This is a genomic window from Mesorhizobium silamurunense, from assembly GCF_014843825.1.
In the GTDB taxonomy this organism is placed as follows: domain Bacteria; phylum Pseudomonadota; class Alphaproteobacteria; order Rhizobiales; family Rhizobiaceae; genus Mesorhizobium; species Mesorhizobium silamurunense.
On sequence record NZ_JHQR01000022.1, the window covers coordinates 1 to 10,116 of the forward strand.

The window sequence follows — 10,116 nt, forward strand, 5'->3', positions numbered from 1 at the left end:
CCAAGTCCGCCCGCTCGGCCAAGCGCATCGCGCTTTCGATCGCCAATTCGCCGCTGGTCAAGACGGCGGTCGCCGGCGAGGACGCCAACTGGGGCCGCGTCGTCATGGCCGTCGGCAAGGCGGGCGAGCCGGCCGACCGCGACCGGCTGTCGATCTGGTTCGGCGACAATCGTCTGGCGCATGAGGGCGAACGCGATCCGGCTTACTCGGAAGAAGCGACCTCGGCTTATATGAAGCGGGACGACATCCGCATCCGCGCCGACATCGGAATCGGCCGCGGCAAGGCGACGGTGTGGACCTGCGACCTCACCAAGGAATATGTCGCCATCAATGGCGACTACCGGAGCTGATGGCGCCGGTGTCGAGACATCCGGCAAGCGTGCTCGCGATCGTGCGGCGCTACGAGGCGGCGGGCTTTCGCGCCTGGCCGGCGGCGGCCGTCCACTATGACGGGACGTGGGTGGTGCGGCTGACGGCAGGCCATCCGGCGAAGCGCCTGAATTCGGTCAATCCGCTCGATCCGGGCGACACCCAGCACATTGCCGAGCGCATCGTGCGCGCCAGCCGCCGCTTCGACGCCTATGGCAGGCCGCTGACCTTTCGCATGTCGCCGCTTTCGGGGCAGGTGCTGTCGAAGCATCTCGACGAGGCGGGCTGGAACCGGTTCGACGAGTCGCTGGTGATGCGGCTGCCGCTCAAGGAGGCTGAGCTCGACGCGGCTATGGACCAGATCCCGCTGAAGGACATCAGCCGGTTCATCGGCGCGGCGATCAGGACGAACGGCTCGGACGCCGCGCTGCGGCCCGGCCTGTCGGAGATCATCGGCGCCATCCAGCCGGAAGCCGGGCTGTTTGCGCTCGAAGACGGCAACGAGCCGCTGGCGACGCTGATCTGCGTCCATGACGGCGACCTCGCCGGACTGTTTGAGGTCGCCACCGAAAAATCGGCGCGCAACAAGGGCCATGGCCGCAACCTCATCCTGTCGGCGCTGAAATGGGCGCGGCTGCGCGGGGCGCGCGAAGTCTGGCTGCAGGTTGAGGCCGGCAATGCTGCGGCGCTATCGCTCTATCGGTCGCTCGGCTTCGAGGAAGTCTACCGCTACCATTATCGGCGGCCGCCTGGCGCATGAGCGGGATCAAGCCAGCCGGAAGGCGCCTGCTCCTCGTCGCGGCCTGCGCGCTGGTCGACGCCGATCGGCGTGTGCTTCTGGCGCAGCGCCCCGAAGGCAAGCAGCTCGCCGGCCTGTGGGAGTTTCCGGGCGGCAAGGTCGAGCCCGGCGAGACGCCCGAGGAATGCCTGGTGCGCGAGCTGCATGAGGAACTCGGCATCGAGACCGAGATCCCTTGCCTCGCGCCGCTCACCTTCGCCAGCCACAGCTATGACGATTTCCACCTGCTGATGCCGCTCTATGTCTGCCGGAAGTTCCGCGGCATCGCGCAGCCGAAGGAAGGGCAGGGGCTGAAATGGGTCAGGCCGCGCCAGATGCGCGACTATCCGATGCCGCCGGCGGACGCGCCGCTGATCCAGTTCCTCATCGATCTGTTGTGATCGTCAGGGTAGTTCAGCGTTTCCACCAGACGCTGACTGTTTTTACGCAATTCCGGACGGGATTTGCCTCAGCTGCCGTATGCCTCGTCTGTTTTAGGCAGCGTTAATGGAAGATTTATCTCGACGTGGAAGATTGAGGCAAAGTCGTCCGCGCGGCGGCATCCAGATTTGTTTGGAGCCAATCCATGAGCCTCGAGAGAGAGTGGGACTCGATCCGGCCCGACCGCACTTTCCGCGCCGCCGATGCCGGCATGGGTATTTTACGGATCGCCTTGCTTTTCGGGTCGGCCGCGGTGGCGCTGGCGCTGATCGCGACGCCTTTCCTGGACAGCCAGACGCGGCCGCAGGGCGCACATAACGGTCTGATCGGCGGTCTCGACATGACCAGCACGGGCTCGATCGGCCACCGGGACACCTACACGCTGCGGCGAAGCGTGCTGCAGCCGCTGCCGAGTTCCATCTGCGTGATCCGCAACGATGGCAGCCGCCACGGCGACTGCTAATTGGTTAATAAATTCCGCCAGAAACGGCTGTTTCACCCCCCGTTAAGCTTTTGCCGTTAACCTTTCTTAACGGGTAGGCCTTATGGTTCCCGGCAAGAGGGATCGACGACCATGAAAAACCTGCTGCAGCAATTCCTACAAGATGAAACGGGCGCCACGGCCATCGAATATGGCCTGATCGCTGCCGTGCTGTCGCTTGCAATCGTCGGCGGCGTCGGCAAGGCCGCCGATGCGATCCAGTGGCTGTTCTCCGACAACAACAGCAGACTTGCCAACGCCTTTGCCAAGCACTGACCGCGTATCAGAGCGGTCCAGCGTCGGCTATCTGTCTTGCGCAATTCCGAAAGGAAAACTGCTAAACGCTTTTCCTGGAATTGCCGTAGACCCCCGGCTCGGATCGGTTAATGCCCCGTCGGCTTCTCCAGGATCGTCTTCAGCGAGACCTTGGCTGAGCCGGGTTTGAGCGGCTTCTGCTGTGAGGCGTCGGGCGCCCAGCCGGACATCCACACGATCGAAAAGCTCGCCCGGATGCGGCCGTCCGGATCCGAGAACCGTTCGGCATAAATTTCGGCGGCACGGGCGAACAGCCGCCGGGTGGCCGGACGCCGGCTGCGGTCGAAAAGCGGGCTGGTCTCGCCCATGGCGCGCAGATCGGCGGCAAGGCCGAATAGCGAGGAGTAGCGCACCGTGACTGTTTCGACGTCGGCGACCGGCAGCGCCAGGCCGGCACGCTGCAGCAGCGCGCCGGCGTCGCGCACATCGGTGAATGGAAGGACGCGGGGGCTCGCGCCACCATGAAGCTCGGTCTCGGCGGCAAGCAGGCTTTCGCGCAGCTCCGCAAGCGTGCCGGCGCCGGCTAGAGCGCCGAGGAACAGCCCGTCGGGCTTCAGCGCGCGACGGATCTGCGCCAGCATGCCCGGGATGTCGTTCATCGCTTGCAACGACAGCAGCGAGACGACGAGATCGAGGCTTTCGGCTTCGAACGGCACGGTTTCCGCTGGGGCCAGCACGCCGGCTTCGCCGGCAAGGAAGGCGTCGTCCATCTCCACGCGAACAATCTCGGCCACCTTGCCGCTGCGGGCGAGCACTTGGGTTGCCGCCGCTGTCTGGCAAAACAGCGCCGCCGCCTCGCCGAATTTGCGCTCGACCGCGCCCAGCCTGTCGGCAAGGTCCTCCGCCGCCCGCCGCATCAGGAAATCGGCGCCATCGACGGGGTGCATGAGCGCCCGGCGCTTGTGCGCAAGCCAGAGCTCCGTGTCGATCAAGGGCTGCAATGGGCTATTCCTGTTGTCCGCGCATGCCGGACCGATGCTATGGTGGCGCGGGATTTTCCTTCACGTGGCCGATCCGGTGCACAAGATCAAGACCATTGCGATCAAGGACATGGCGCGGCAGGCGTTGGGCTGGCCGGCGCGCATGCTGTTTCCGCCGGTCTGCGCCGGCTGCCGGCGCCAAGTCTCGCAGCCCGGCGTGCTGTGCGGCGCCTGCTGGCCGAAGCTTCGATTGCTGGAGAAGCCCTGGTGCCCGGTGATGGGCACGCCTTTCATCCATGACATGGGCGAGGGCTTTCTCTCCGCCGAAGCGATCGCCGATCCGCCGCCTTTCGAACGGGCGCGGGCGGCGGTGGTCTATTCAGGCGTCGCGCGCCAGATGGTGCAGGGGCTGAAATATCAGGACCGCACGGATCTCGCGCCGTGGATGGCGCGCTGGATGATGCGCGCCGGCGCGGAACTGATCGCCGAGGCCGATGTTGTGGTGCCGGTGCCGCTGCACTGGCGCCGGTTCTTGCGCAGACAATTCAACCAGTCGGCCGAGCTGGCGCGGGCGGTATCGAAGCTCAGCGGCCTGCCCTTTTCGCCGACGGCGGTGAGACGCGTGAAGCTCACCCGCCAGCAGGTCGGGCTGGAACGGCACGAGCGCGAGGAGAATGTGCGCGCCGCTTTCCGCGTCCCGCCTGAGGCCGAGATCGAGATCGCCGGGCGCCGGGTGCTCGTCATCGACGATGTCTTCACCACTGGCGCCACCGTGCGCGCTGGGCCAAGGCGCTGAAGAAGGGCGGCGCCGGAGCGGTCGACGTGCTGACCTTCGCCCGCGTCCTGCCGGGGGACTTTCGGGCCGATGAGTCCGCGACTATATAGGGTTGTATTTTGGTGCATGTCATTGTTCCGCAACTTTTGGGAGCGGCATGCATTGGCAGGATGACTGATTAATGGTCGATGTGACGATCTACACCCGGATGATGTGCGGTTATTGCACGGCCGCCAAGCGGCTGCTCGAGCGCAAGGGGGTGGCCTACACCGAGCACGACGCTTCCTTCTCGCCGGAATTGCGCCAGGAAATGATTTCCCGGGCGCATGGGCGCACCACCTTTCCGCAGATATTCATCGGCGACACGCATGTCGGCGGCTGCGACGACCTCCATGAACTGGAGTCTCAGGGCCGGCTGGACACACTGCTTGCCAACGGAGCGAGGGCTTGACCATGGGCGTTTTCAAGGGGGCGGCAGTGCAGATGCGTTCGGGGACCAGCCCGGAGCGCAACGCGGCCGACATGGAACGGCTGGTCCGTGAGGCGGCAAGCCAGGGTGCCACCTATGTCCAGACACCGGAAATGACCGGCGCGCTGATCCGCGACAAACAGGCAGTTGCTGCCGCCTTTACAACCGAGGATAAGGACGTCGTGGTTTCGACGGCGCGCAAGCTGGCGAAGGAACTCGGCATCTTCCTGCATGTCGGCTCGACGGCCATCCTGCGCGCCGACGGCAAGCTCGCCAATCGCGCGTTCCTGTTCGCGCCGGATGGCGCCTTGATCGCCAATTACGACAAGATCCACATGTTCGATGTCGACCTCGACAACGGCGAGAGCTGGCGCGAATCCGCCTCCTACGAGCCGGGTAAGGAGGCTGTCGTCACCACGATCGACGGCGCGAGGCTGGGCTTTGCCGTTTGCTACGACCTGCGCTTCCCGCAGCTGTTCCGCGCCGAGGCGCTGGCAGGGGCGGAGCTGCTTTCGATGCCCGCCGCCTTCACCCGCCAGACCGGCGAGGCGCACTGGCACGTGCTGCTCAGGGCGCGCGCGATCGAGAACGGCGCCTATGTCATTGCCGCAGCGCAAGGCGGCCTGCATGAGGACGGCCGCGAGACCTATGGCCATTCGCTGATCGTCGACCCGTGGGGCCGCATCATCGCCGAGGCCGCGCATGATGAACCAGGCGTGATCGTCGCCGAGATCGATCCGGCGCAGTCGCTTGCCGCGCGCCGGAAAATTCCCAATCTGAAGAACGCGCGGGATTTCACCGTCAATGCCGGCGAGGGCGAGGCGCCGCGCCTCAGGGGTGCAGCCTCTTGATCCGTTTTTCGCTTATTTGTGAGCACGAGCACGAGTTCGAAGCCTGGTTCCGCGGCAATGACGACTTCGATACCCAGAAGAAGCGCGGCTTCGTCGATTGCCCGACCTGCGGCTCGCACAAGGTCGAGAAGGCGCTGATGGCGCCGGCCGTCTCGACTTCCCGCAAGCAGGAAAAGATGGCGCTCGCCATGGGCGAGGCGCAGAAGCAGGCGCTGGCGCAGCTCAAGGCGCTGGCCGACAAGGTGCGCGAGAACGCCGATTATGTCGGCGACAAATTCGCCGAGGAAGCGCGCAAGATCCATTTCGGCGAGACCGATCCACGCGGCATCTATGGCGAGGCGACGCCGGAGGAGGCGCAAAGCCTCGCCGAGGACGGCGTCGAGTTCATGCCGATTCCAAGCTTGCCGGAGGATCGGAACTGAGTTCCGAATTGGCCTTGCGCAAACCGGTGGCGATCAATATGCCGGCTTGGCTTGTCAACCTGACCGTATCTTATCGGCGATGGCGGCATAGGCGCAGGTTCGCGCGCCACCAAACCGCTTGATTGGTTAACCCATACTCCCGATCAGTTTCGCGAGCAATTTTGCCAGCACTTCGCGATCCTCGGACGTCAGGCCGGCCAGAATTGTGTGCTCGTTGGCGACGTGGGCCGTAAGTGCCTCATCAACCAAGGCGAGGCCTCTTTCGGTCAGTTGCACCACAACCCCGCGCCGATCGCTCGGGTGCGGCCCGCGCCGGATCAGGCAGGCCTTTTGCAGTCGGTCGAGCCGGGCGGTCATGGCTCCGGATGTGACCATCGTCGCCTCGTAAAGCTCGGTCGGCGTCAGAGAGTAGGGAGCGCCGGAGCGGCGCAACGTCGCCAGCACGTCGAACTCGCCTTGCTGCAATGCGAAGCGGGCGAAGAGTGGCGCCAGCCGCTCTCGCGAGATCAGCGACGCGGCTTCGCTCAACCGTCCGATCACGGCCATCGGCGAGACGTCGAGATCCGGCCGTTCGCGCTTCCACTGCTCGATCGCTTTCGCCGCACGGTCCATGTGCCTCACCGCAAAGTATCTTGACATTAAGAATCTTTCCGCTATGTTACCTCAAGCCAGGGCGACCGCCAAGCTCGGCTTCGCAGCGATAGGATCATACGGATGAAATTTCTCTGGGATTCGGCACTCGGCCTTCTGATCGTCACCGGCGGCTTGCTCGGCATGACGCTGCCCTTCGGCAAGCTCGCGACCGCCGCCGGCGTGCCGGCCATGGTCTGGGCCTTCGTCATTTCGCTCGGCGCCGGCGCTGTGTTGCTGATCGCGCTTCTGCTGCTTGGCCAGCGCATCCGGCTGACGGCGCACAAGCTGCGCTATTTCTTCGTCACGGCGGCGGTGTCCTATGCCTTTCCCAATCTCTTGATGTTCTCGGCCATTCCGCATCTGGGCGCCGGATACACCGGCATCATGTTCACGCTGTCGCCGGTCATCACGCTTGTGTTCTCGATCCTACTCGGCGTGCGGCGGCCCAACCTGCTCGGCGTCATCGGCATCGCCGTCGGTTTTGTCGGTGCTGCGATGGTCGCGCTCACGCGCGGCGAGGCCGGCCAGCCCGCTGATTATTTCTGGGTGGCGATCGGGTTGCTGATCCCGGTCAGCCTCGCCGCCGGCAACATCTACCGGACCGTCGACTGGCCGGAGAGTACAGGTCCGATCGAGCTCGCCGTCGGCAGTCATCTGGCGTCGGCGACTTTGCTTCTCCTCGGCATCCTGACGCTGTTCGGCTGGCAAGCCTTTGCTCCGCTCGGCGGCGTGCCGCTGGTGGTCGCCGGACAGGTGGCGTCGGCTTCGGCGATGTTTGCCTTCTTCTTCCGGCTGCAGGCGGTCGGCGGTCCGGTCTATCTCAGCCAGATCGGCTATGTGGCGGCGGCCGTCGGGCTTTTTGCCGGCACGATCTTCCTCGGCGAGCACTATCAGCTGCTGACCTGGCTGGGTGCCGCCATCATCACCGCCGGCGTGTTCGTCACCACCAAGGCGCAGAGCCAGCCAAGCCTGAAGATGCAAAGCCAGGCAGCTTAATGTTCTAAAAGCGCGTCGCGCTGAATCGGCTGTCCTTTGTCGACTATGTCGAGGAATTCCCCTATTTCCGCGATACGGTGCTGCCTATCCTCGAAGAGAGGGGCATCGCGTCGCGCCGACCGCGATGCGGTCGGCGGCCTAGGCGAAAGGGGAGAAGCCTTGTCCGCGCCAGAAGGTCCGGTCAGTGTCGCAGACTTCCGCGCCGCATGCGGCTCATCGTCGGCAATGTCAGCGTGATCACCGCAGGCGTCGGCGACGACCGCTCCGGTCTCGTCGTCATTTCGATGGTGTCGCTTTCGGCGGAGCCGCCGAAGGTGATCGCCTGCGTCAACCGCTCTTCATCCACCTGGCCGATCATCGAGCGCTACCGGCATTTCGGCGTCAATTCGCTCGGTCCGCAGCACCAGCGCGTGGCTGAGCGGTTCTCCGGCTTCGGCGGCATCAAGGGCAAGGACCGCTACGAGGGCGCCGAATGGACGACTTTAAAAACGGGCGCATCATTGCTTGCCGATGCGGTAGCGGCCTTCGACTGCAGCCTGGACGAGATGATCGATCGCGGCACGCACTCGATCGTCATCGGCACCGTCGAGGCGGTCAGGACACAAGACGCCGGCCAGGCGCTGATCTACTGGCGGGGCGGCTATCGGCCGCTCGAAGCGTAAGACGAGCGGCTGGCTGTAAGGCTTCGGCCGGTCAGACCGAGGCTTTTTCGGCCAGCACCATGTAATTGACGTCCATGTCCCTGGACTTCTGCCAGCGGTCGGCCAGCGGATGATAGATGACGCCGGTGCGGTCGATGACCGTGAGCCCCGCTGCGCCGAGCGCCTTTGTCAGCTCTTCGGGCCGCACCAGCTTGCCGAACTGGTGGGTGCCGCGCGGCAGCCAGCGCAGCACGTATTCGGCGCCGATGATGGCAAGGCCAAGCGCCTTCAGTGTGCGGTTGATGGTGGCGACGAACATAATGCCGCCGGGCCGGACCATCTCACTGCATTTGGCGACGAACAGATCGACATCGGCGACATGCTCGACCACTTCCATGTTGAGGATGACGTCGAATGTCTCGCCGGCGTCGGCCAGCGCCTCGGCCGTGGTGGCGCGATAGTCGACACTGACGCCGGCCTCCGCCGCGTGCAGCTTGGCGACCTCGATGTTGGTGGCCGAGGCGTCGGCGCCGCCCCCCTCGGCGCCAAGCCGCGCCATCGGCTCGCACAAAAGCCCGCCGCCGCAGCCGATATCGAGGAAGCGCAGGCCCTCGAACGGCCTGGCCGCGCGCGGATCGCGGCCGAATCGCGCCGCCACCTGGTCGCGGATATAGGCAAGCCGCACGGGGTTGAACTTGTGCAGCGGCCGGAACTTGCCGTTCGGGTTCCACCATTCGGCGGCAAGGGCGGAGAAGCGCTCGACTTCTCCGGCATCGATGGTCGATCGGCGGGGCTCAGGCATAGGGCGGGTCTCCTCGAACGCTGGGAAGTCGGGGAACGCTAGGAAGTCGGGTCCACGGCGGAGAAAGTCAAGGCAGGTTTTTTCTGCTGCTGCCAGGGAGAAGATCAGCGGCGGCGCTTTGCCGATACCGCGCCCCAGGTTGTCAGCACCTGGCAGCTTGATACGTCCCGCGATGAAACAGGGCTGCTTCGCGAGCGAAGGAAGGACATCATTCTTCGAAGGAGCGAAACATGCAGGCCTCGATCCTTTGGCGTCGGCTCGACCAGGAAGGCCATGATGGCTGTCTGCTTGCCAAGGCGGGCGACGGCTGGAGCCTGAAAGGGCAGGCCGTATTCATGCAAGGAGGCGCGCCGTGCGGGCTTTCCTATGAGATCGACTGCGATGCCGGATGGGGGACCCGCGCCGCGCGCGTTGAAGGATTTCTTGGCGGCGACGCACTCCACTATCAGTTCGACAGACTTGATGACGGCGACTGGATGCTCAACGGCGAGAAGCAGGCACAGGTGATGGGCCTTATCGACCTGGACCTCGGTTTCACGCCCGCTTCGAATCTCCTGCCGATCCGACGCTTCGATCTTCGGCCTGGCATTGCGATGCCTGCCCCCGCGGCCTATCTGGCCTTTCCCGAACTGCGGCTCGAACGCCTCGACCAAATCTACCGCCGCCTCGACGACACCCGCTATGCCTATGCCGCGCCGAAATTCGGTTACGACGAGGTGTTGGAGGTCGCGCCGTCCGGCTTCGTTGTCGACTATCCGCGTCTTTGGAAAGCCATCGCCTGAATTGAGCGGCTCAGGTATCGGCCCGTCCGGCTAAGGCATCGACAGTGCAACAACGGCATGGCTCATGGCGACGCTGGCCAGCTCGATCGCCCGCATCGCCTCGCAATCGCCGATCTCGGCCATGATCCGCTGCGCCGCTGCCTGGGCCTGTTCGAGGCTCTGCCAGCGCACGAAGTCGATCCAGCTTCCATCCTCTCGCTTGCCGAGATGGCGGCTGAGAAAGCCGGGCTGGCGCGCGAGCCAGTCGGTGACGATGCCATTTTGGGCGACAAAATCGCCCGCAGCCTTCGGCTTGAGGCGGAAGCTGACGATCTCCAGCGTCTCGGTCATGAATTCCTCCATGCGGTGCGTTTCCCTCGACTTATCGCATTAAGGTCGCAGGAATCTGTCAGGAGACCGCGCACCCGGCCAGAGCCCCCTCATATGAGGCGAGTTGTGTCA

General features: G+C 64.7%; 15 protein-coding genes and 1 pseudogene. 12 read left to right on the forward strand and 4 right to left on the reverse strand.

Going from position 1 to position 10,116, the window contains the following annotated elements:
* The 5 genes from DH10_RS02505 to DH10_RS02525 form a co-directional block, all read left to right on the forward strand.
* A partial coding sequence (locus DH10_RS02505; protein ID WP_192384152.1) for a bifunctional ornithine acetyltransferase/N-acetylglutamate synthase occupies nucleotides 1–350 on the forward strand: 350 nt, incomplete at its 5' end.
* The gene (locus DH10_RS02510) at nucleotides 350–1,129 is read left to right on the forward strand and encodes a GNAT family N-acetyltransferase (RefSeq protein WP_192251313.1); all 780 of its coding nucleotides are present in this window, start codon (nucleotides 350–352) and stop codon (nucleotides 1,127–1,129) included. The genes DH10_RS02505 and DH10_RS02510, both read left to right, overlap by 1 nt.
* The gene (locus DH10_RS02515) at nucleotides 1,126–1,548 is read left to right on the forward strand and encodes a (deoxy)nucleoside triphosphate pyrophosphohydrolase (RefSeq protein ID WP_127426148.1); all 423 of its coding nucleotides are present in this window, start codon (nucleotides 1,126–1,128) and stop codon (nucleotides 1,546–1,548) included. Before DH10_RS02510 ends, DH10_RS02515 begins: the two co-directional genes overlap by 4 nt.
* A gap of 185 nt (nucleotides 1,549–1,733) precedes the next feature.
* Nucleotides 1,734–2,051, forward strand: coding sequence for a hypothetical protein (locus DH10_RS02520; protein WP_192251310.1), 318 nt, complete (start codon nucleotides 1,734–1,736; stop codon nucleotides 2,049–2,051).
* A 111-nt stretch (nucleotides 2,052–2,162) separates the two neighbouring features.
* The gene (locus tag DH10_RS02525) at nucleotides 2,163–2,345 is read left to right on the forward strand and encodes a Flp family type IVb pilin (RefSeq protein WP_192251307.1); all 183 of its coding nucleotides are present in this window, start codon (nucleotides 2,163–2,165) and stop codon (nucleotides 2,343–2,345) included.
* 107 nt (nucleotides 2,346–2,452) lie between these two features.
* Here DH10_RS02525 and DH10_RS02530 read toward each other — a convergent pair whose 3' ends face one another.
* Nucleotides 2,453–3,325: a methyltransferase domain-containing protein gene (locus DH10_RS02530; protein ID WP_192251304.1), complete on the reverse strand. Its 873-nt coding sequence runs from the start codon at nucleotides 3,323–3,325 to the stop codon at nucleotides 2,453–2,455.
* A gap of 64 nt (nucleotides 3,326–3,389) precedes the next feature.
* Here DH10_RS02530 and DH10_RS02535 point away from each other — a divergent pair.
* From DH10_RS02535 to DH10_RS02550, 4 genes and pseudogenes are all read left to right on the forward strand, one after another.
* A pseudogene (locus DH10_RS02535) lies at nucleotides 3,390–4,189 on the forward strand (ComF family protein).
* 71 nt (nucleotides 4,190–4,260) lie between these two features.
* Nucleotides 4,261–4,530 (forward strand): glutaredoxin 3, encoded by a 270-nt coding sequence (gene grxC, locus DH10_RS02540; RefSeq protein WP_192384153.1) that lies wholly within the window; start codon nucleotides 4,261–4,263, stop codon nucleotides 4,528–4,530.
* Nucleotides 4,531–4,532: 2 nt separating this feature from the next.
* A complete protein-coding gene (locus DH10_RS02545) occupies nucleotides 4,533–5,399 on the forward strand; it encodes a carbon-nitrogen hydrolase family protein (RefSeq protein WP_192251956.1) in 867 nt (288 codons plus the stop codon).
* On the forward strand, nucleotides 5,396–5,821 hold the full coding sequence (locus DH10_RS02550; protein WP_192251298.1) for a DUF1178 family protein: 426 nt from the start codon (nucleotides 5,396–5,398) through the stop codon (nucleotides 5,819–5,821). The genes DH10_RS02545 and DH10_RS02550 overlap by 4 nt, the downstream gene beginning before the upstream one ends.
* 126 nt (nucleotides 5,822–5,947) lie before the next feature.
* Here the strand turns inward: DH10_RS02550 and DH10_RS02555 are convergent, their stop codons facing one another.
* A complete protein-coding gene (locus DH10_RS02555; protein WP_192251295.1) occupies nucleotides 5,948–6,433 on the reverse strand; it encodes a MarR family winged helix-turn-helix transcriptional regulator in 486 nt (161 codons plus the stop codon).
* A 102-nt stretch (nucleotides 6,434–6,535) separates the two neighbouring features.
* Here DH10_RS02555 and DH10_RS02560 point away from each other — a divergent pair, with 102 nt between their 5' ends.
* Both DH10_RS02560 and DH10_RS02565 read left to right on the forward strand, forming a co-directional pair.
* Nucleotides 6,536–7,450 carry a DMT family transporter gene (locus DH10_RS02560; protein ID WP_192384154.1) on the forward strand — a complete coding sequence of 305 codons (915 nt, stop codon included), beginning with the start codon at nucleotides 6,536–6,538 and terminating at the stop codon, nucleotides 7,448–7,450.
* A gap of 206 nt (nucleotides 7,451–7,656) precedes the next feature.
* Nucleotides 7,657–8,112 (forward strand): flavin reductase family protein, encoded by a 456-nt coding sequence (locus DH10_RS02565; protein ID WP_192251288.1) that lies wholly within the window; start codon nucleotides 7,657–7,659, stop codon nucleotides 8,110–8,112.
* A 31-nt stretch (nucleotides 8,113–8,143) separates the two neighbouring features.
* Here the strand turns inward: DH10_RS02565 and ubiG are convergent, their stop codons facing one another.
* Nucleotides 8,144–8,893 (reverse strand): bifunctional 2-polyprenyl-6-hydroxyphenol methylase/3-demethylubiquinol 3-O-methyltransferase UbiG, encoded by a 750-nt coding sequence (ubiG, locus tag DH10_RS02570; protein WP_192384155.1) that lies wholly within the window; start codon nucleotides 8,891–8,893, stop codon nucleotides 8,144–8,146.
* Between the two features lie 230 nt (nucleotides 8,894–9,123).
* On the opposite strand from ubiG, the gene DH10_RS02575 reads away from it, so the two are divergent.
* Nucleotides 9,124–9,675 (forward strand): putative glycolipid-binding domain-containing protein, encoded by a 552-nt coding sequence (locus DH10_RS02575; protein WP_192251283.1) that lies wholly within the window; start codon nucleotides 9,124–9,126, stop codon nucleotides 9,673–9,675.
* A 30-nt stretch (nucleotides 9,676–9,705) separates the two neighbouring features.
* Here DH10_RS02575 and DH10_RS02580 read toward each other — a convergent pair whose 3' ends face one another.
* On the reverse strand, nucleotides 9,706–10,005 hold the full coding sequence (locus DH10_RS02580) for an antibiotic biosynthesis monooxygenase family protein (protein ID WP_192251268.1): 300 nt from the start codon (nucleotides 10,003–10,005) through the stop codon (nucleotides 9,706–9,708).
* Nucleotides 10,006–10,116 lie beyond the last annotated feature (111 nt).

What these genes read in the sequence shown, in the direction of transcription:
- DH10_RS02545 (WP_192251956.1), top strand. Translation starts at nt 4,533, where the DNA reads ATGGGCGTTTTCAAGGGGGCGGCAGTGCAGATGCGTTCGGGGACCAGC.
- DH10_RS02580 (WP_192251268.1), bottom strand. Translation starts at nt 10,005, where the DNA reads ATGACCGAGACGCTGGAGATCGTCAGCTTCCGCCTCAAGCCGAAGGCT.
- DH10_RS02575 (WP_192251283.1), top strand. Translation starts at nt 9,124, where the DNA reads ATGCAGGCCTCGATCCTTTGGCGTCGGCTCGACCAGGAAGGCCATGAT.
- DH10_RS02515 (WP_127426148.1), top strand. Translation starts at nt 1,126, where the DNA reads ATGAGCGGGATCAAGCCAGCCGGAAGGCGCCTGCTCCTCGTCGCGGCC.
- DH10_RS02555 (WP_192251295.1), bottom strand. Translation starts at nt 6,433, where the DNA reads ATGGACCGTGCGGCGAAAGCGATCGAGCAGTGGAAGCGCGAACGGCCG.
- DH10_RS02510 (WP_192251313.1), top strand. Translation starts at nt 350, where the DNA reads ATGGCGCCGGTGTCGAGACATCCGGCAAGCGTGCTCGCGATCGTGCGG.
- ubiG (WP_192384155.1), bottom strand. Translation starts at nt 8,893, where the DNA reads ATGCCTGAGCCCCGCCGATCGACCATCGATGCCGGAGAAGTCGAGCGC.
- DH10_RS02565 (WP_192251288.1), top strand. Translation starts at nt 7,657, where the DNA reads ATGCGGCTCATCGTCGGCAATGTCAGCGTGATCACCGCAGGCGTCGGC.
- DH10_RS02560 (WP_192384154.1), top strand. Translation starts at nt 6,536, where the DNA reads ATGAAATTTCTCTGGGATTCGGCACTCGGCCTTCTGATCGTCACCGGC.
- grxC (WP_192384153.1), top strand. Translation starts at nt 4,261, where the DNA reads ATGGTCGATGTGACGATCTACACCCGGATGATGTGCGGTTATTGCACG.
- DH10_RS02525 (WP_192251307.1), top strand. Translation starts at nt 2,163, where the DNA reads ATGAAAAACCTGCTGCAGCAATTCCTACAAGATGAAACGGGCGCCACG.
- DH10_RS02520 (WP_192251310.1), top strand. Translation starts at nt 1,734, where the DNA reads ATGAGCCTCGAGAGAGAGTGGGACTCGATCCGGCCCGACCGCACTTTC.